The 19,005-nt window shown below is 64.0% G+C and carries 16 protein-coding genes; 4 read left to right on the forward strand and 12 right to left on the reverse strand.

All coding sequences use genetic code 11. The features are described from left to right. Positions 1–76: 76 nt before the first annotated feature. The 10 genes from ACZ5BO_RS02435 to ACZ5BO_RS02480 all read right to left on the reverse strand — a co-directional run bounded on the left by ACZ5BO_RS02435 (position 77) and on the right by ACZ5BO_RS02480 (position 11,043). Positions 77–721: a methionine ABC transporter permease gene (locus ACZ5BO_RS02435; RefSeq protein ID WP_011058620.1), complete on the reverse strand. Its 645-nt coding sequence runs from the start codon at positions 719–721 to the stop codon at positions 77–79. Further along, a complete protein-coding gene (locus ACZ5BO_RS02440) occupies positions 711–1,835 on the reverse strand; it encodes a methionine ABC transporter ATP-binding protein (protein WP_025128506.1) in 1,125 nt (374 codons plus the stop codon). Before ACZ5BO_RS02440 ends, ACZ5BO_RS02435 begins: the two co-directional genes overlap by 11 nt. Position 1,836: 1 nt before the next feature. Further along, complete coding sequence (locus tag ACZ5BO_RS02445) at positions 1,837–2,646, reverse strand: MetQ/NlpA family ABC transporter substrate-binding protein (RefSeq protein WP_464698063.1); 810 nt, start codon at positions 2,644–2,646, stop codon at positions 1,837–1,839. A gap of 112 nt (positions 2,647–2,758) precedes the next feature. After that, on the reverse strand, positions 2,759–4,126 hold the full coding sequence (locus tag ACZ5BO_RS02450; RefSeq protein ID WP_464698065.1) for an LLM class flavin-dependent oxidoreductase: 1,368 nt from the start codon (positions 4,124–4,126) through the stop codon (positions 2,759–2,761). Further along, entirely contained in the window at positions 4,126–5,325 is a 1,200-nt protein-coding gene (locus ACZ5BO_RS02455; RefSeq protein WP_025128503.1) for an SfnB family sulfur acquisition oxidoreductase, read from the reverse strand. Before ACZ5BO_RS02455 ends, ACZ5BO_RS02450 begins: the two co-directional genes overlap by 1 nt. A 39-nt stretch (positions 5,326–5,364) precedes the next feature. Continuing rightward, on the reverse strand, positions 5,365–6,606 hold the full coding sequence (locus tag ACZ5BO_RS02460; protein ID WP_025128502.1) for an SfnB family sulfur acquisition oxidoreductase: 1,242 nt from the start codon (positions 6,604–6,606) through the stop codon (positions 5,365–5,367). A 706-nt stretch (positions 6,607–7,312) separates the two neighbouring features. After that, the gene (gene tcyN, locus ACZ5BO_RS02465) at positions 7,313–8,074 is read right to left on the reverse strand and encodes an L-cystine ABC transporter ATP-binding protein TcyN (protein WP_464698068.1); all 762 of its coding nucleotides are present in this window, start codon (positions 8,072–8,074) and stop codon (positions 7,313–7,315) included. A 4-nt stretch (positions 8,075–8,078) separates the two neighbouring features. After that, positions 8,079–8,744, reverse strand: coding sequence for a cystine ABC transporter permease (tcyL, locus tag ACZ5BO_RS02470; RefSeq protein ID WP_025128500.1), 666 nt, complete (start codon positions 8,742–8,744; stop codon positions 8,079–8,081). Then, positions 8,744–9,541 (reverse strand): cystine ABC transporter substrate-binding protein, encoded by a 798-nt coding sequence (tcyJ, locus tag ACZ5BO_RS02475; RefSeq protein WP_025128499.1) that lies wholly within the window; start codon positions 9,539–9,541, stop codon positions 8,744–8,746. The genes tcyL and tcyJ overlap by 1 nt, the downstream gene beginning before the upstream one ends. Before the next feature lie 506 nt (positions 9,542–10,047). Beyond that, on the reverse strand, positions 10,048–11,043 hold the full coding sequence (locus ACZ5BO_RS02480) for a D-cysteine desulfhydrase (protein WP_464698071.1): 996 nt from the start codon (positions 11,041–11,043) through the stop codon (positions 10,048–10,050). Positions 11,044–11,232: 189 nt separating this feature from the next. On the opposite strand from ACZ5BO_RS02480, the gene epsC reads away from it, so the two are divergent. Together epsC and betT are read left to right on the forward strand one after the other, a co-directional pair. After that, positions 11,233–12,159, forward strand: a complete 927-nt coding sequence (gene epsC / locus ACZ5BO_RS02485; protein WP_025128497.1) for a serine O-acetyltransferase EpsC — start codon at positions 11,233–11,235, stop codon at positions 12,157–12,159. Positions 12,160–12,898: 739 nt separating this feature from the next. Next, positions 12,899–14,860, forward strand: coding sequence for a choline transporter BetT (gene betT / locus ACZ5BO_RS02490; protein ID WP_177330264.1), 1,962 nt, complete (start codon positions 12,899–12,901; stop codon positions 14,858–14,860). A gap of 37 nt (positions 14,861–14,897) precedes the next feature. On the opposite strand, the gene ACZ5BO_RS02495 is transcribed toward betT, so the two are convergent. Both ACZ5BO_RS02495 and ACZ5BO_RS02500 read right to left on the reverse strand, forming a co-directional pair. Beyond that, on the reverse strand, positions 14,898–15,155 hold the full coding sequence (locus ACZ5BO_RS02495; protein WP_025128495.1) for a hypothetical protein: 258 nt from the start codon (positions 15,153–15,155) through the stop codon (positions 14,898–14,900). Positions 15,156–15,225: 70 nt separating this feature from the next. Beyond that, positions 15,226–15,966, reverse strand: a complete 741-nt coding sequence (locus tag ACZ5BO_RS02500) for an SDR family oxidoreductase (RefSeq protein WP_464698074.1) — start codon at positions 15,964–15,966, stop codon at positions 15,226–15,228. A gap of 133 nt (positions 15,967–16,099) precedes the next feature. Between ACZ5BO_RS02500 and ACZ5BO_RS02505 the strand changes: the two genes are divergently transcribed. Further along, positions 16,100–16,990 carry a LysR family transcriptional regulator gene (locus ACZ5BO_RS02505; protein WP_025128493.1) on the forward strand — a complete coding sequence of 297 codons (891 nt, stop codon included), beginning with the start codon at positions 16,100–16,102 and terminating at the stop codon, positions 16,988–16,990. A gap of 895 nt (positions 16,991–17,885) precedes the next feature. Next, positions 17,886–18,923 carry an L-glyceraldehyde 3-phosphate reductase gene (gene mgrA, locus ACZ5BO_RS02510; RefSeq protein WP_464698076.1) on the forward strand — a complete coding sequence of 346 codons (1,038 nt, stop codon included), beginning with the start codon at positions 17,886–17,888 and terminating at the stop codon, positions 18,921–18,923. Positions 18,924–19,005 lie beyond the last annotated feature (82 nt).

A 19,005-nucleotide genomic window follows, 5' to 3' on the forward strand; every position in this document is an offset into this window, starting at 1 on the left:
CGCTCCTACAGGTTGTGTGCAGTCGCTGGTAGGAGCGAGCTTGCTCGCGAAGGCGTCCGAACGGCCACCGCCGCCCTCAACGCTTGTTCAGCACCCGCGCCAGGCGGTCGCCACCCAGCTGGATCGCCGCCACCAGGATCACCAGCAGCACGATCACCGTGAGCATGATCTGGCTGTCGAAACGCTGATAACCGTAGCGGTAGGCAATGTCCCCCAGGCCACCCGCGCCAATCGCCCCGGCCATGGCCGAGGAGTTGATCATGGTCACCAGGGTGATGGTGAAGCCGCCGACGATGCCCGGCAGCGCTTCGGGCAGCAGCACGTGCCAGACGATATGCCAGCGTCGGCAACCCATGGCCTGGGCCGCTTCGATCAGGCCGTGGTCGACTTCCCGCAGGCTGACTTCGGCGATCCGCGCAAAGAACGGCGTAGCGGCGATGGTCAGCGGCACTACTGCCGCCCACACGCCGTAAGTGGTGCCGACGATCAAGCGGGTAAAGGGAATCAGCGCCACCATCAGGATCAGGAACGGAATCGAGCGGAACAGGTTGACGAAGGCCCCCAGCGCCCGGTTCAGGTTCGGCGCCTCATAGATCCCGCCCTTGCCGCTGGTGACCAGGATCACCGCCAGGGGAATCCCCGCCAGCAGGGCAATCAGCGAGGACACGCCAACCATCAGCAGGGTGTCGAGGATGCCCTGCAACAAGCGATCAAACCACATAGCCCAGTACCTCCACCTGTTGTGCCCATTGCTCGGCCCGCTGACGCAGCTCCACGGTGCCCAGGGACGAGCCCTGGACCGCCAGCAGCAGTTGCCCCAGGGCATGGCCCTGGATCCGTTCGACTCCGCCCTGCAGCAGGCGCACTCGCCCGCCCAGGGCGCTGAACAAGGCCGCCAGGTCCGGCTCCTCGCGGCCGCCGCCGGTAAAGCGCAGGCTCAGGACCACTGCCGCATCGGCGGACTCGGGCTGGCTGCGCAGGCGGCTTTGCAGGTCCTCGGGCAGGCCCTGCTGCAAGGGTGCCAGCAGGGTCTTGCTGACCTCGTGTCGAGGGTTGCCGAACACCTCCCAGACCGGCCCCTGCTCGACAATGCGCCCGTGCTCGAGCACCACCACCCGGTCGCAGATCTCGCGGATCACTGCCATCTCGTGGGTGATCAGGATGATGGTCAGGCCCAGGCGCTGGTTGATCTCTTTGAGCAGGCCGAGGATCGACTGGGTGGTCTCCGGGTCCAGGGCCGAGGTGGCTTCGTCGCAGAGCAGGATCTCGGGGTCGTGGACCAGGGCCCGGGCGATGCCCACGCGCTGCTTCTGGCCGCCGGACAGCTGCGCCGGGTAGGCCCGGTGCTTGTCCTTGAGGCCCACCAGTTCCAGCAGTTCGCGCACCTTGCGCGCGCGCAGGTCCTTGGGCACCCCGGCCACCTTCAATGGCAGCTCGACGTTGTGCCACACGGTCTTGGCCGACATCAGGTTGAAGTGCTGGAAGATCATGCCGATGCGTCGGCGCAGGGCCACCAGGCGGTCTTCGTCGAACTCGCCGATGTCCACCTGGTCGATCAGCACCCGGCCGCTGCTGGGCTGCTCCAGGCGGTTGATGGTGCGGATCAGCGACGACTTGCCGGCGCCGCTGCGGCCGATGATGCCGAACACCTCGCCGCGCTGGATCGCCAGGTCGATGCCGTGCAGGGCCTGCACCGGCCCCTGCTGGCCCTGGTAGGTCTTGCCCAGGCCGATAAAGCGCACCTGGGCGCGGTTCAGCTCGGGGTGCAGTTCGGCCTGCCCGGCGCTCTGGGGCGCAGGTTCCGGCAGCTTGCGCTGGAGAGTCGCGACGCTCATTTCAACCTTCCCAGCCGGCTTGGTAGAGCGTGCCGTGGGCCTTGTCCAGGGCGGCGCGAACGGCTGGCGAATGCTGGTAGATGTCGACGAACTTGATCAGCCGCGGGTCGTTCTTGCTCTTGGGCTGGATCACGAACTGGATCACGTATTCCTTGTGGTCCAGGCCGTCGAACAGCAGCGCCGAGCCGGCATCGAAGGTCTTGGCCAGGCGGATGTAGGCCGGGTAGCCCTGGACCAGGTCGGCGTCGTCATAGGCGCGCACCAGTTGCACGGCTTCCACCTGGAGGATCTTGATCTTCTTTGGATTGCTGACGATGTCTTCTTCGGTGGCCTTGTAGCCGACCCCCGGCTTGAGGGTGATCAGCCCGGCCTTGGCCAGCAGTTGCAGGCCGCGCCCGCTGTTGATCGGGTCGTTGGCGATGGCCACGCTGGCGCCTTGGGGCAGTTCGGCGAAGCTCTGGTATTTCTTCGAGTACAGGCCGACGTTGTTGATGATGCCCGGGGCGAAGGGCACCAGGTCGAAACCGGCGGCGGCCTTGGCGTTTTCCAGGAAGGGAATGTGCTGGAAGTAGTTCACGTCGATATCGCCGGCGGCCAGGCTGACGTTGGGCGCGATCCAGTCGGTGAACTCCACCAGCTCCACCTTCAGGCCCTGTTTGCCGGCCTCTTCCACGGCGGCTTCCAGGGGAATGGCGAAGGCGGCGGTGGTGCCGACCTTGAGGGGGGCGTCAGCGGCGAACACGGCGCTGCTGAACAGGCCGAGGGCGAGGGCCAGGGCTTTGACCGGGTGGCACAGGCGTGTGGTTTTCATATGGGTCAGGGTCCGAGTCGGGGCCAGGGAATGGGGTGTGGTTGCGGGCCTCTTCGCTGGCAAGCCAGCGCCTACAGTGAGGTGTGTAGGAGCCGGCTTGCCGGCGAAGCGGTTAGCGGCGGTAGGCCGCGCCGGTGTGTCGTTCGGGCAGCTTGCGGCCTTCGTGGAACAGTTTTTCCCGCAGGGTGCCGCTGTCGTAGGCGGTCTTGTAGGAGCCGCGCCGCTGCAGTTCGGGGATCACCAGGTCGATGAAGTCGACGTAGCTTTCCGGGGTGACGATGCGGGTCAGGTTGAAGCCGTCCAGGCCGGTTTCGGCGATCCAGGATTCCAGGTCGTCGGCCACTTGTTCGGGGGAGCCCACCAGGGTGAAGTAGCGACCACCGAGGGCGTGCTGCTCCAGCAGCTTGCGCCGAGTCCAGTCGTTGTTCTGCAGGTGCTTGGTGGCCGACTGGATGGCATTGCTCTTCACGTACTGGATAGGTTCGTCGATCTCGTACTGGGAAAAATCGATCCCAGTGGAAGCAGAGAAATGCGCCACCCCAGCTTCGGCGCTGGCGTGGCTGCGGTACTCGGCGTGCTTCTGCCAGGCCAGTTCCTCGGTCGCGCCAACGATCACGTTGAGGCCCATGAACACCTTGATGTCTTCGGGATTGCGCCCGGCGGCCACGGCGCTGGCGCGGACCTTGTCCACCTGGGCCTTGGTCGCGGCCTTGTTCTGCCCGCTGATGAACACGCATTCGGCGTGGCGCCCGGCGAACAGCAGGCCGCGATCCGAGCTGCCGGCCTGGAACAGCACCGGGGTGCGCTGGGGCGATGGTTCGCACAGGTGGTAGCCGCTGACCTGGTAGAACTCGCCCTGGTGCTCGACCTTGTGCACCTTGTCCGGCTGGGCGTAGATCCGCTGCTGCGGGTCATTGAGCACGGCGTCATCTTCCCAGCTGCCTTCCCAGAGTTTGTACAGCACCTCCAGGTACTCGTCGGCCTGGTCGTAGCGGCGGTCGTGCTCGATCTGCTCCTTGAGGCCCATGGCCTGGGCGGCGCTGTCCAGGTAGCCGGTGACGATGTTCCAGCCGACCCGGCCACGGCTCAGGTGATCGAGGGTGGAAAGCCTGCGGGCGAACAGGTAGGGCGCCTCGTAGGTGAGGTTGGCGGTGAGGCCGAAACCCAGGTTGCGGGTGACCGCGGCCATGGCCGTGACCAGCAGCAGCGGGTCGTTCACCGGCAGTTGGATCGACTCCTTGAGGGGCACTTCCACCGAGTTCTGGTAGACGTCGTAGACCCCGACGATGTCGGCGATGAACAGCCCGTCGAACAGCCCGCGCTCCAGCAGCTGGGCCAGTTCGGTCCAGTATTCGAGGGTCTTGTACTGGGTCGAGTTGTCCCGCGGGTGGGTCCACAGGCCGTGGTTGATGTGCCCGACGCAGTTCATGTTGAAGGCGTTGAGCAGGATCTTCTTCTTGGCGGTTTCCGGCGTGGCCATCAGATGGTCCCCCGCAGTGGCGGGTTCTGCTGGTTCAGGTAGTAGTTGCCCACCGCGTGGTACTTCCAGCGCACCGGGTCGTGCAGGGTGTGCACCCGGGCGTTGCGCCAGTGGCGGTCCAGGCCGTGCTCGGCCAGGGTCGCCTGGCTGCCCGCCAGTTCGAACAGGGTGCTGCCGGCGGCCAGGGAGATTTCCGTGCTCAGGGCGCGGACTTCGGCCACGGCAATGGACGCGGCGGCCACGGTGTCGGCGTTGGTCTCGGCCTGGGCGCGGTCGAGGAATTCCCCGGCGCGTTCCAGCAGGGCCTCGGTGGCGTGCAGGCGGATGCTCAGGTGGCCGAAGCTCTTGATGGTCAGCGGGTCGTCGGTGGCCTTGTCGTTACCGGAGTCGATCCACGGTCGGGTCTTGGTGCGCACGAAGCGCAGGGCGTCCTCGTAGGCGGCGCGGGCGATGCCGGTGTCGATGGCGGCGTGCAGAATCTGCGCCAGCGGGCCCACCGGGGTCGGGCGTTCGAAGGCACTCTGGAACGGCACCACGTCGGCTTCGTCCACTGCGACGTTTTCGAACAGCACCGAGCCGCTGCCGGTGGTGCGCTGGCCGAAGCCGCTCCAGTCGTCAATCACGCTCAGGCCCTGGGCGTCGGCGGGGACGAAGGCCAGTTGCTGCACGCCGTACTCATCCACCACCGAGGTGGGAATGCGCTGGGCATAGATGGCGCCGGTGGCGTAGAACTTGCGCCCGTCGATGCGGTAGCCCGGAGCGTTGCCGTCGCGGCTCAGGCGGGTGGTGCGGTCGTGGGCGGTCTTGGTGCCGAGTTCGGCCAGGGCATTGCCGAAACGCCGGCCAGCCAGGACTTCGGCGTACAGCCGTTGTTTCTGCGCTTCGCTGCCGTTCACCCGCAGCACTTCCAGGGCGTAGAAGTGGTTCTGCGGGATCTGTCCCAGGGAGGCGTCGGCCTCGGCGATCAGGGCAATGACCTTGGCCAGGGTGACGTTGGAGACTCCGGCGCCGCCGTATTCCTTGGGCACGCTGATGCCCCACAGGCCGGAGCGGGAAAAGGCTTCCAGTTCGGGGTGCGGCAGGCGCCGCTCGCGATCGCGCAGGGCGCTGTCGCGTTTGAAATCTTCCGCCAGGTCGCTGGCGACAATCAGGGCTTGCTCATCGCTGGTGATGACCGCGACGTGTTGAGAAAGAGACATGTGTTTCTCCAGAGATCTGGTCAAAAGCGTTCTGGGCGGTTAAATCCAGGAGTGCCGGGCCGGCAGCGTGCCGTTCAGGTGATAGGCGCCCACGGCGTGGTACTTCCAGCGCACCGGGTCGTGCAGGGTGTGCACCCGGGCGTTGCGCCAGTGGCGGTCGAGGTTGAATTCGGCGAGGGTGGCGCGGCTGCCAGCCAGCTCGAAGAGCTTTTCGCTGGCCAGCAGCGAGACCTCGGTGGTCAGCACCTTGGCCTCGGCCACGGCGATCGAGGCGCGGGCTGCGGATTCAGCGGTGATGGGGGCCGCGCTGACCTGGTCCAGCACCTGGCCGGCCTTGCGCAGCAGGGCTTCGGCGGCGTGCAGTTCGATCTGCAGCTTGCCGATGTCGGCGATCACATAGAGGTCGTCGCTGGCTCGTTCAACGTTGGCATCGATCCATGGGCGCGAACGCTCACGGACAAAGCTGATGGCGTCCTTCAGGGCTTCGCGGGCGATCCCGGCGTCGATGGCCGCCTGGATCAGTTGTGACACCGCGCCCTGGATGTTCGGCGATTCATTGATCCGCCAGTTGTCCAGCACCAACTCGGACTCGACCCGCACATCGTTGAGCAGGATGGTGCCGCTGGCGGTGGTGCGCTGGCCAAAGCCCGACCAGTCATCGACGATGCGCAGCCCTGGGGTGCCACGGCGGACAAAGGCCAGCACTTGGCGGCCTTCTTCGTTGAGTGCCTTGACCGCGACCCAATGGGCGAACAGGGCGCCGGTGGAGTAGAACTTCTGGCCATTGATCACATGGCCGTCGGCGTCGGCGCTGATCCGCGCCTTGAGCTCCAGGGTGTTCTTGGTGCCACGTTCCGGGCCGGCATTGCCGATGCGCCAGCCCTCCAGCACGCTTTGCAGCAGTTGTTTCTTCTGCCGCTCGGTGCCGCAGCCGAGAATCAGGCCGAGGATGCCGAACTGGTTTTGCGGGATTTGCCCCAGGGCCGGGTCGGCCGCGGAAACGATCGCGAAGACTTCGGCCAGGGTGACGAAGGACACCTGTGGCCCGCCGTAGGCCCGGGGCACGGAAATACTGCCCAGGCCGCTGCGGGTGAATTGTTCGATCTGCGCCCAGGGCAGCTTGCGCTGGCGGTCGCGCTGGGCGGCCTGCTGGCGGGCCGCGTCGGCCAGTTCATGGGCAGCCTGAAGGGCTTCGGCGTCGTTGCGCAGAACCCGAGCGGGCAGCAAAAGGGGAGCGATATCCAGGTCACTCTGGACCTGGGCTTCGATCAGACTGGACATCAGTGCCACTCCTTGGCTGCACGCAATGCCCTGGCGATCTGCACTGGGGTGATTGTGTTCCGGACCATACCTACCTCACATCTTTTGGATAGGCCGCGTCATGCGGCGAAATCAGAATCAAGAATGTCCGGTGGTCCGGTGCATATACCCTATGCGCGTATAAAAATTAAATAAACTAACTTTTAGGAATATGGATAGAAGGGTTGAATCGAAGCCCGCAGGCGTTATGGATCAAGGCCTTAGCGTGCTTCTGCGACTATGGTTTCAGCGACGAATGCCTCCCCAAAACCACCCCGTAGCTGCACGTAGGAGCTGGCTTGCCAGCGAAGGCGTCCGCGAGGGCGATGCAAGGCTTGCGGGCCTTTTCGCCGGCAAGCCGGCTCCTACGGGGGGGTGAGAGGCGTGGCCTGCTGTAGGAGCTGGCTTGCCAGCGAAGGCGTTCGCGAGGGCGATGCAAGGCTTGAGGGCCTTTTCGCCGGCAAGCCGGCTCCTACGAGGGGGATGAGAGGCCTGGCCTGCTGTAGGAGCTGGCTTGCCAGCGAAGGCGTCCGCGAGGGCGATGCAAGGCTCGCGGGCCTTTTCGCCGGCAAGCCGGCTCCTACGAGGGGGATGAGAGGCGTGGCTTGCTGTAGGAGCTGGCTTGCCAGCGAAGGCGTCCGCGAGGGCGATGCAAGGCTCGAGGGCCTTTTCGCCGGCAAGCTGGCTCCTACAAGGGGGTGTGGCTTGCGCTGAGAAACTTGCTCAGAAACTGTCGGGTGCGCTCTTGCTGAGGGTTGGCGAACAGTGCCTTGGCTTCGCCCTGTTCGACGATCACCCCCTTGTCGAAGAAGATCACTCGGTTGGCCACGTCCCGGGCGAAGCTCATCTCGTGGGTGACGATGACCATGGTGCGTTTCTCTTCGGCCAGGCTGCGGATGGTGGCCAGCACTTCGCCCACCAGCTCGGGGTCGAGGGCCGAGGTGGGTTCGTCGAACAGGATCACCCGGGGTTCCATGGCCAGCGCCCGGGCAATCGCCACCCGCTGTTGCTGGCCGCCGGACAGGCGCCTGGGGTAGCTGTCCTCCTTGCCCGCCAGGCCGACCTTGGCCAGCAGCGCGCGACCCAGGGCGATGGCTTGTTCCCGTGGGGTTTTCTTCACCACCAGCGGGCCTTCGATGACGTTCTCCAGGGCGGTGCGGTGGGGGAACAGGTTGAAGTTCTGGAACACGAAGCCCACTTGCTGGCGCAACTGGCGGATCCGCCCTTGTTGCTGGCTCAGGGGGATGCTGCTGTCGATGCTGATGTCACCGATGCGGATGCGGCCGCTAGTCGGTTCTTCAAGAAAATTCAGGCAGCGCAGGAAGGTGGTCTTGCCCGAGCCGCTGGGGCCGATGATGGCAACGACTTCGCCTTCCTTGACCTCCAGGTCGATGCCGTTGAGTACGGTCTGGCCCTTGAACTGCTTGGTCAGTTTTTCCACCACGATCATGGCTTCAGGACTCCTGGTCGTGCCGATTGACCCGCTCTTCAAGCCGGTTCTGCAGGTGCGCGAGCACGCTGGCGAGAATCCAGTAGATCAGGGCGGCGGCAAGATACATGGTGAAGATTTCGAAGGTGCGGGCGGTGATCAGCTGCGCCTGGCGGAACAGTTCCGGTACCTGGATGGTGGCGGCCAGGGCCGTGTCCTTGACCAGGGAAATGAAACTGTTACCCAGCGGCGGCAAGGCGGTGCGCATGGCTTGCGGCAGGATCGCCCGGCGCAGGGTCTGGGCCCGGGTCATGCCGATGCTGGCGGCGGCCTCCCATTGGCCACGCTCGATGGAGCCGATGGCGGCCCTGAGGATTTCACAGGCATAGGCCGCCATGTTCAGGGAGAAACCGATCAGCGCCGCGGGCAGCGGGTCCAGTTCCAGCCCCAGTTGCGGCAGGCCGTAATAGATCACGAAGAGCTGCACCAAGAGCGGCGTGCCGCGAAAGAACGACACGTAGATGCGGGCAATCCAGCTCAGCAGCTTGAAGCGCGACAGCCGCATCAAGGCCAGGCCAAAGCCCAGCAGCAGTCCGAAGAACATGCCGCCGAGGCTAAGGATGACCGTGTAGTACGCGCCCTTGAGAAGAAATGGCGCTGAATCCAGCGCCAGTTGCAGGCCTGCTTCCATTATTGGGTGACGTCAGCGTTGAAGTATTTTTCCGAGAGTTTTTTCAAGGTGCCGTCGGCCCGCAGTTCCTCGATGGCCTTGTTCACCGCAGCCAGCAGTTCAGGTTCGCCCTTGCGCAGGGCCACGCCGGCTTCCTGGCGGGAGAAGGGCTCACCGGATACCACCAGGGTGTCCTTGGTTTTCTTGATCAGCTCGAAGGCCGCCAGGCGGTCCACCAGGATGGCTTCGATACGGCCTACGCGCAGGTCCTGGTACTTGGTCGGATCGTCGTCGTAGGTCTTGATGATGGCGGTGGGCACATTGTCCTTGAGCCATTGCTCGTAGTTGGTGCCCAGGCCCACGCCGACCTTGTGGCCACCCAGGTCGGCGGCGGTCTTGAACTTGCCTTCGTCCTTCTTCTGGGTCAGGGCCTGGATGCCGGAGACGGTATAGGGGATGGAGAAATCGTACTTTTTCTTGCGCTCTTCAGAGATGGTCACCTGGTTGACCACGGCGTCCAGGCGCTTGGACTCCAGGGCGGCGAGAATGCCGTCCCACTTGGTCGGCTGCAGCTTGACCTTGACCCCGAGCTTTTGCGCCAGGGCTTCGGAGAACTCCACCTCGAAGCCGGTCAGCTTGCCGTTTTCGTCCACATAGCTGAACGGTGGGTAAGTGCCTTCCAGGCCGACGTTGATGACGCCGGCATCCTTGATTTTCTGCAGTTGCTCGCCGGCAACCGCTTGCCCCATCAGTCCGGCACTGAAGGCCAGGCCCAGTGTGCCAATCAGCAGATTGCGACGCAGTACGGAAAGATTCATGACAAGCCCCTGTGTGTTTTCTTATGCACGATGCGGGTGGAGTTGCAGGTCAATCGGTGAGGCGAAAGCAACGCTTTATCCTGCCTTAAATGCAGCATATGCGTCTCGTGGCAAATGAGCCTGCGGCGCGACTATAAGGCGGCATTAATAGGTTTAAAAATAATATAAATTCAAGTTGTTATTCCATTTTGTTCGGTTCTTCTCGCGCCATCCCCCGTAGGAGCTGGCTTGCCAGCGAAGGCGGCATCGCGGGCCATGCAAGGCCCATGGGCCTCTTCGCCGGCAAGCCGGCTCCTACAAAGAGCTCCATTGTCCTGGCCTCGTAGGAGCTGGCTTGCCAGCGAAGGCGTCGTCGAGGGCGGCGCAAGGCTCGTGGGCCTCTTCGCCGGCAAGCCGGCTCCTACAAAGAACTCCATTGCCCTGGCCTCGTAGGAGCTGGCTTGCCAGCGAAGGCGTCGTCGAGGGCAGCGCAAGGCTCGTGGGCCTCTTCGCCGGCAAGCCGGCTACTACGAGAAGGCGCCGGCGTAGGCGAACAGCGCGGGGGCGCCGCCGGTGTGCAGGAAGATGATCGGACCCTCGTCGAAACGCTGGCGGCCGACCCCATCCAGCAGGCCGGCCATGGCCTTGCCGGTGTACACCGGGTCCAGCAGCAGGCCTTCCTGGCTGGCCAGCAGCTTGACCGCCGCCAGGGTCCCGGCATTCGGTTCACCGTAGCGCGGGGCGAAGTACTCGTCCCACAACTGCACGTTGAATGCGTCGGGCAGCTTTACTCCCAGCAGCTCGGCGGTGCGCTCGGCCAGGCCCTGGACCTTGGGCCGCTGGTCTTCTTCGCTGCGCGACACGGTGATGCCGATCACCGGCAGCTGTGGCAGCACTTCGCTCAGGGCCAGGGCCAGGCCGCTGTGGGTGCCGGCGCTGCCGGAGGCCAGCAGCACCGCGGCAAATTCCAGGCCGCTGTCTTCGATCTGCTGCGCCAGCTCCAGGCCGGCGCGCACGTAGCCCAGGGCCCCCAGGGCGTTAGAGCCGCCGATGGGTACCAGGTAGGGTTTCTTGCCGTTGCTGCGCAGGCGCGCGGCCAGGGCGTGCAGTTGCTCGTCGGCCTGGTCGAGGTTTTCCACCAGCTCGACCTTGGCGTCGAACAGATCCAGCAGCAGGCGGTTGCCGTTGCCCAGGTAGTTGGGGTCCTCGGTGCCGATCGGGTTCTCCAGCAGGGCCACGCAGCCCAGCCCCAACTGGGCAGCCAGGGCTGCGGTCTGGCGCACATGGTTGGACTGGAGGGCACCGGCGGTGATCAGCGTATCGGCGCCCTGGGCCAGGGCATCGGCGGCCAGGTATTCGAGCTTGCGCAGCTTGTTGCCGCCCATGGCCAGGGGCGTGAGGTCGTCGCGTTTGACGTAGATGTCACGACCGATCCAGGCCGACAGGCGTTCGAGCTTTTCCAGGGCGGTGGTAGACCTGAGCAGGTCGAGACGATTAAAGCGGGCGAGCTGTTGTTTGATCATGGGGCCGCACGGAACAGGGAAGGTGCAAGGACTATAGGCAGCGATATTTGCCCGGGCAACCGCCAATCGCTTATGCGAAAAAGTGCTTGGGTCCGCACAATTAGTTCTTAAACGTGGTCGTGACCGGGCGTAAAGTGATCGCCGTTTGCGCGGCCCGATTGTCCGGCCGCCCGAGTAAGGAGTCTTATCGTGAGCGAGCGTTCCAGCCATTGGCAATTGCACACCATCGTCGGCCAACTGCGCGATGCCCGTGATCAGTGGCGTACCCGCAACGGTCGGGTCAGCGGTGAGCAGGGTGGGCGCGAGCTGCCTTCGCGAGCGGCCATGGCAGAAATCCTTGAAGCCCTGTGCGGCGCGCTGTTCCCCATGCGCCTGGGGCCGGTGGACCTGCGCGAGGAGAGCGAGGACTTCTACGTTGGCCACACCCTGGACGCGGCACTCAATGCCCTGCTGGCCCAGGCACGCCTGGAACTGCGCTACGTGGCCCGGCACAACGGCGAAGCGGATGCCGAGGTCAACGCCCGGGCGATCCGCCTGATCCAGGATTTCGCCCTGGCCCTGCCGGGCCTGCGAGTGCTGCTGGACACCGATGTACTGGCGGCCTATCACGGTGACCCGGCGGCCCGCAGCGTCGATGAAGTGCTGCTGTGCTACCCGGGCATCCTGGCGGTGATCCACCATCGCCTGGCGCACCACCTGTATCGCGCCGGCCTGCCGTTGCTGGCGCGCATCAGCGCGGAAATCGCCCATTCGGCCACCGGTATCGACATTCACCCGGGGGCGCAGATCGGCCGCAGCTTCTTCATCGACCACGGCACCGGCGTGGTGATCGGCGAGACCGCGATCATTGGCGAACGGGTACGCATCTACCAGGCGGTGACCCTGGGGGCCAAGCGCTTCCCGGCGGACGAAGACGGCCAGTTGCAGAAGGGCCACCCGCGCCACCCGATCGTCGAGGACGACGTGGTGATCTATGCCGGCGCCACCATTCTCGGGCGGATCACCATTGGCAAGGGCTCGACCATTGGCGGCAACGTCTGGCTGACCCGCAGCGTGCCGGCCGGCTGCAACCTGACCCAGGCCAACCTGCAGCACGACGACGGCTCGCAAAAGTAGGCGCTGGCTTATGAAGGGGCTGGCTGGTGTAGGAGCTGGCTTGCCAGCGAAGGCGCCCCTGAGAGCGACACAGGACCTGCGAGCCTCTTCGCCGGCAAGCCGGCTCCTACGGAAGAAGGTGTGCGGCGGCTTGCTGTAGGAGCTGGCTTGCCAGCGAAGGCGCCCCCGAGAGCGACGCAAGGCTTGCGGGCCTCTTCGCCGGCAAGCCGGCTCCTACGGAAAAAGATGTACGGCGGCTTGCTGTAGGAGCTGGCTTGCCAGCGAAGGCGCCCCCGAGAGCGACGCAGGCTTGCGGGCCTCTTCGCCGGCAAGCCGGCTCCTACGGAAGAAGGTGTGCGGCGGCTTGCTGTAGGAGCTGGCTTGTGTAGGAGCTGGCTTGCCAGCGAAGGCGCCCCCGAGAGCGACGCAAGGCTTGCGGGCCTCTTCGCCGGCAAGCCGGCTCCTACGGGAGAGTGGCCGGCTCGGCAGCGGGCTTTTTTCTGCTGAACGATTGCGTTCGACATACGTCATACCCTTCCCTGAGCTAGCGTACTGACAGTACCGCTGAGCCCTGCGATTAGTCCTGAGCCCCCTATCCATGTTTAACTTGAACGCTTGTTCAAGTTAAACCGGTGGTTCGCTGCCCGCTCACAACAGGAGGCTTGCCTTTGCTGAGTCCGTACATTTCAGCCATGTTTCACCCCCTCGAGGTGCACCACTCATGAGTGCGCCATCCACCTCCGCGAATACTCTGATTCGCATGAACCCTCCGGTGTTCTACTTCGCCGCGAGCTTTATCCTGATCTTCGGCGTGGTGGTGATTTCCATGCCGGAACAAGCCGGCGCCTGGCTCCTGGCAGCGCAAAACTGGGCGGCCAATACGGTCGGCTGGTACTACATGCTGGCCATGACCCTGTACCTGGTCTTCGTGGTGGTCACCGCCTTGTCCGGCTACGGCAAGATCAAGCTCGGTGCCGACCACGACGAACCCGAGTTCAGTTACCTGTCATGGGCCGGCATGCTGTTCGCCGCCGGGATCAGCATCACTCTGTTCTTCTTCTGCGTCTCCGAACCCCTGACCCACATGCTCCAGCCGCCCCAGGGCGAGGCCGGCACCGCCGAGGCGGCGCGCCAGGGCATGCAGCTGCTGTTCCTGCACTGGGGCCTGCACGGTTGGGGGGTGTTCGCCTTCGTCGGCATGGCCCTGGCGTATTTCGCCTACCGGCACAACCTGCCCCTGGCCCTGCGTTCGGCGCTGTACCCGCTGATCGGCAAGCGCATCAACGGTCCTATCGGTTATGCGGTGGACGGCTTCGGCATCATCGCCACGGTGTTCGGCCTCGGGGCCGACATGGGCTTTGGCGTGCTGCACCTCAATTCCGGTCTCGACTACCTGTTCGGCATCGCCCACACCCAGTGGGTCCAGGTCGGGCTGATCACCCTGATGATGGGCGCGGCGATCATCGTCGCGGTGTCCGGTGTGGACAAGGGGGTGCGGGTGATGTCCGACATCAACATGCTGCTGGCGGTGGCACTGCTGCTGTTCGTGCTGTTCGCCGGCCCTACCCAGCACCTGCTCAATACCCTGATCCAGAACCTCGGTGACTACCTGGGAGCCTTGCCGGTCAAGAGCTTCGATGTCTACGCCTACAACAAGCCCAGCGACTGGCTGGGTGGCTGGACGGTGTTCTACTGGGCCTGGTGGATTGCATGGTCGCCGTTCGTGGGCCTGTTCATCGCGCGTATTTCCCGTGGCCGGACCATCCGCGAGTTCGTCTTCGGCGTGCTGCTGATTCCCCTGGGCTTCACCCTGGCGTGGATGTCGATCTTCGGTAACAGCGCCATCGATCAGGTGCTCAACCACGGCATGAGTGCCCTGGGCATGTCGGCCATCGACAACCCGTCGATGACCCTCTACCTGCTGCTGGAAACCTACCCCTGGAGCAAGACCGTGATCGCCGTCACGGTGTTCATCAGCTTCGTGTTCTTCGTCACCTCGGCCGACTCCGGCACCGTGGTGCTCTCGACCCTTTCCGCCCGTGGCAACAACGCCGACGAGGACGGGCCGAAATGGCTGCGGGTGTTCTGGGGGGCGATGACCGCGCTGGTCACCAGCGCGCTGTTGTTCGCCGGCAGCATCGACTCGCTGAAATCGGCGGTGGTCCTGACCTCGCTGCCGTTCTCGCTGATCCTGCTGCTGATGATGTGGGGGCTGCACAAGGCGTTCTACCTGGAGTCGCAACGTCGCATTGCCCAATTGCACTCCCTGGCGCCGGTGGCACCTTCACGTCGTGGCAAGGGCGGTTGGCGCCAGCGTCTGAGCCAGGCCGTGCACTTCCCGTCGCGGGATGAGGTGTATCGCTTCCTTGACCAGACCGTGCGCCCGGCCATCGAGGAGGTGACGGCGGTGTTCGTCGAGAAGGGGTTGAATGTGGTGACCCAGCCCGACCCGGCCAACGACAGCGTCAGCCTGGAGATCGGTCATGGTGACCAGCATCCGTTCATCTACCAGGTGCAGATGCGCGGTTACTTCACCCCGTCCTTCGCCCGTGGCGGCATGGGGCCCAAAGAGTTGCGCAATCGTCGTTACTACCGGGCCGAAGTGCACCTGGCCGAGGGCAGCCAGGATTACGATCTGATGGGCTACACCAAGGAGCAGATCATCAACGACATCCTCGATCAGTACGAACGCCACATGCAGTTCCTGCATCTGGTGCGTTGATCGGCAGGTGGGTTGGCGAGGGGCAATCCCTCGCTGATCAGGCCCGGGTGAGCAGCAGATAGAGCGCCAGGGCCCCCACCGGCAGTGCGAACACCAGGCTACCGATCACCAGCTCCGATCCCAGGGGCTGGTGGGCGGTGACCACGCCTACTGCTGCGTTGATCACTGTCAGCGCCAGCCACAGCCCGATGAAACCGTAGCTCAGGGCTTCCCGACTGAACCCCAGCCGTTCGCCGATGAACAGCACCAGGGCCAGCAGCGCCAGGCCGAAGGTGATGATGATGGTGGTGTGCATGCCGGGTTTCTCCCTGCAGTGGCCGGCTGGCCGGCGAAGGGGCGTGGGGCCCTGTCATCCAGCATAGGCGTCAAACCAGCCCGCCATTGGCCCGCAGGATCTGTCCGTTGACCCAGGCCGCCGCCGGGCTCGCCAGGAAGGCGACGACGCTGGCAATGTCCTGCGGCTGCCCCAGGCGCTCCAGAGGCGGCATCTTGGCGAAGTTGCGGATCTGCTCTTCGCTCTTGCCCTGCAGGAACAGTTCGCTGGCCACCGGCCCCGGCGCCACGGCGTTGACCCGGATGTTGCGCCCGCGCAGCTCCTTGGCGAACACCTGGGTCAGGGATTCCACCGCGGCCTTGCTGGCGATGTACACCGCGTAGCCCGGCAGGTTGAGGCCCACCGTACTGCTGGAGAAGTTGACGATGCAGCCGCCGTCATTGAGACGGGTGGCGGCCTCGCGCAGGGTATTGAAAGTGCCGCGGGTGTTGACGGCGAAAGTCTGCTCGTACAGCTCGTCGCTGTGCTGGGCCAACGGCAAGACCTTGAGAATGCCGGCGTTGTTGATCAGCACGTCGACCCGGCCCAGTTGCTTTTCGGTCTCGTCGAACAGCCAACTTACATCGGCGGCACTGGCCACGTCGGCCTTGACCGCGATTGCCTGGTGCCCCGCCTGGCGCAACTCCACCACCAGCCTGGAGGCTTCCTCGGCGCTGCTGGCGTAGTTGATCGCCACGGCGTAGCCGTCCTCGGCCAACTGACGGGCGATCACCGCACCGATGCCTCGGGAGGCTCCGGTGACAATGGCAACTTTTGCGGCTTGAGCGGTCATGGCGACTGTCCTTTTGCTAAGGATGAATGGCTTGAAGTGGCTGCAGGTTCGCTGATTTACCTCGACCAATAAATGCGCCAGAGTTGCCTTGACTGTTCAATTGTCGCCAACAATCCAGCCTCCGGAGCCGCCTGTGGACCAAGTCAAAGCGATGAAGGTATTCGTGCGGATCTACGAGCGCAGTAGTTTCACTCTAGCTGCCGATGACTTGAACCTGCCCCGGGCGACCCTGACCCATACCCTCAACCAGTTCGAAGCCTGGCTCGGCACCCGTTTGCTGGAGCGCAGCACCCGCCGGGTACGCCCGACCCTGGACGGCGAGGCTTATTACCCGCGGTGCGTGCAGTTGCTGGCGCAGTTGGAGGAGGCCGAACTGGCGTTTCGCACAGTGGCGCCTCAAGGGCGCTTGCGGGTGGACATGCACGGCACCCTGGCCAAGCATTTTGTCATCCCGCGGCTGGGGCAGTTCATGCAACGTTATCCACAGCTCGAATTGTCCATCAGCGAGGCCGATCACTTTGTCGATCTGATCGCCGAGGGTGTGGATTGCGTATTGCGGGCCGGCACCCTGGAGGACTCTTCGCTGGTGGGGCGGCGGGTGGCGAACTTGCGCCAGGTGACCTGCGCCAGCCCCGATTACCTGGGGCAATTCGGCGAGCCGCGCAGCCTGCAGGAGCTCGGCCAGCATCGGGCGGTGAACTATGTTTCACCCATGGCGAGCCGGGTATTGCCTTTTGAGTTCCTGGTGGACGGCGAGCTGCGAGAGGTGGCCATCGATGGCGGGCTGTCAGTATCCGGTGCCCAGGTCTACGGTGCATCGGCGCTGGCTGGCCTGGGCATTATCCAGTGCCCGCATTATCACGTGGCCGAGCAGATCGCTCAGGGCTTGATGGTGGAAATCCTTGCCGATATGCCGCCACCGCCCATGCCGGTGTCGGTGGTCTACCCCCAGAACCGCCAGCTGTCGCCACGGGTGAGGGTGTTTGTCGACTGGCTGGCGGAGGTCTTCGCCAAGGCGGTCTGAACGGGCGGGAAGGGCATGCAGGCAGATTGCCGTTTAGTGTTGCCGATCCTTGGCACGGCAGCAGGCTCCCGCGGCACAAGCTCAACAGCCAAAGACCTGATCAGATGCTTTTGCAGCGGCCCAGCTCCCTGTTTTTCCTCGCCTTTGACCTGTGTGAGTGCCATCCAGCGCCTGCTCGGCGCGAATCGTTTTTGCCAGCTATAAACAATCAGTGCCCGGCGCCCGTGCGCTCTGCCTCGATGGTTTCTCGACGTGCTGCAGGATTTCCAGAGCTCGCTTTCCACTGGGCGCTCGTCCCTTTTCGCCCATGGCGCACCTTCTACGTAGTTTTCAGGCCTGTCTGGTTAAATTTTATACAAGTCATTTTGATGTTACTGAATACGATTAAGTACTGTGCTACGTGGTATGTATAAACTGATTTTTTGCAGCCTTTGTGATGCTCGGATAAAAAACGGTAAATGGACCCTCGATGCATGCTTCAAGTGCTGATTTGGCGCTGGCTCATGATCGGCATTGCATATTTCATTGGGCAATCCGTGAATGAGTGTGGTTGAGTGGCCTGAGCGAAAAACTCCTGAAAGTGCTGTTTTTGCCGCTCGAAAGGGGACTGAAAACAGTACGAATTCAGTACGAAATAAAGCCTTGAGCCTCGACCGCCCATGGCCTTCATTGCAGGCCAGGTGCTTGTCTGGCGGAACTGCTGTCCCGTGATCGGTTCAGAACTGCGTAGGCGTGCCGGACTTTGTGCGGGCCTTGGTGGCCGACAGGGTCGCAGGAGCCGTTCCATCCGCTTGAACCCCTGAGTTGCCATCCGGGCCTGCCAATGGCCGGTGCTGCTTCGAACGCTTTGCGAAGCCCCGGGAAGTGATGGCTGGTCAATCCAAGAGAGGAATCGATGACTTATTTCGCTGCCGAGAATCGCTACGACTCCATTCCCTATCGCCGAGTCGGCCGCAGCGGCCTGGTGCTGCCGGCGCTGTCCCTGGGGCTTTGGCACAACTTCGGCGACAGCACGCCGATCGACACCCAGCGCGCGCTGCTGCGTACGGCTTTCGACCTGGGCATCAACCATTTCGACCTGGCCAACAACTACGGCCCGCCCTATGGCAGTGCCGAGATCAACTTTGGGCGCCTGCTGCGGGAGGACTTCAAGGCCTATCGCGACGAGCTGATCATCTCCAGCAAGGCCGGTTGGGACATGTGGCCCGGCCCCTATGGCCAGGGCGGTGGTTCCCGTAAATATGTGCTGGCCAGCCTCGACCAGAGCTTGCAGCGGCTGGGGGTGGACTATGTGGATATCTTCTATTCCCACCGCTTCGACCCGGACACGCCCCTGGAGGAAACCGCCAGCGCCCTGGCCAGCGCCGTGCAGCAGGGCAAGGCGCTGTACATCGGTATTTCCTCCTATTCGGGAGTGAAGACCCGGGAAATGGCGGCGTTGCTCAAGGAGTGGAAGGTGCCGCTGCTGATTCACCAGCCGGCATACAACATGCTCAATCGCTGGGTGGAGAAAGACCTGCTGGACACCACCGAAGAGCTGGGTGTCGGGGTGATTGCCTTTACTCCGCTGGCCCAGGGGTTGCTCACCGACAAGTACCTCCAGGGCATTCCCGAGGATGCACGGGTCAATCGCCCAGGCGGTGGTTCGCTGCAGGCTTCGCACTTGTCGGAGGCCAATATCGCTCACGTGCGTGCCCTCAACGAGATCGCCAGGAACCGCGGCCAAAGCCTGGCGCAGTTGGCCCTGGCCTGGACCCTGCGTGATCCGCGAGTGACCTCGGCATTGATTGGTGCGAGCCGGCCGGAGCAGATCATCGAGAACGTCGGTGCGCTGCAGAACCTGGGGTTCAGTGTGGAGGAGTTGGCAGAGATCGATCATTTCGCCAAGGAAGGTCGCATCAACCTGTGGGAGAAACCGTCCACGGCCGAGTAGGGCGCTGCGCTACGCGGAACGACAACAGCCCCCTGGCGAGCGATCGGCAGGGGGCTGTTGGTTTTCGTAAGCCGCGGCGGCT

It is taken from the genome of Pseudomonas sp. FFPRI_1 (genome assembly GCF_055384485.1).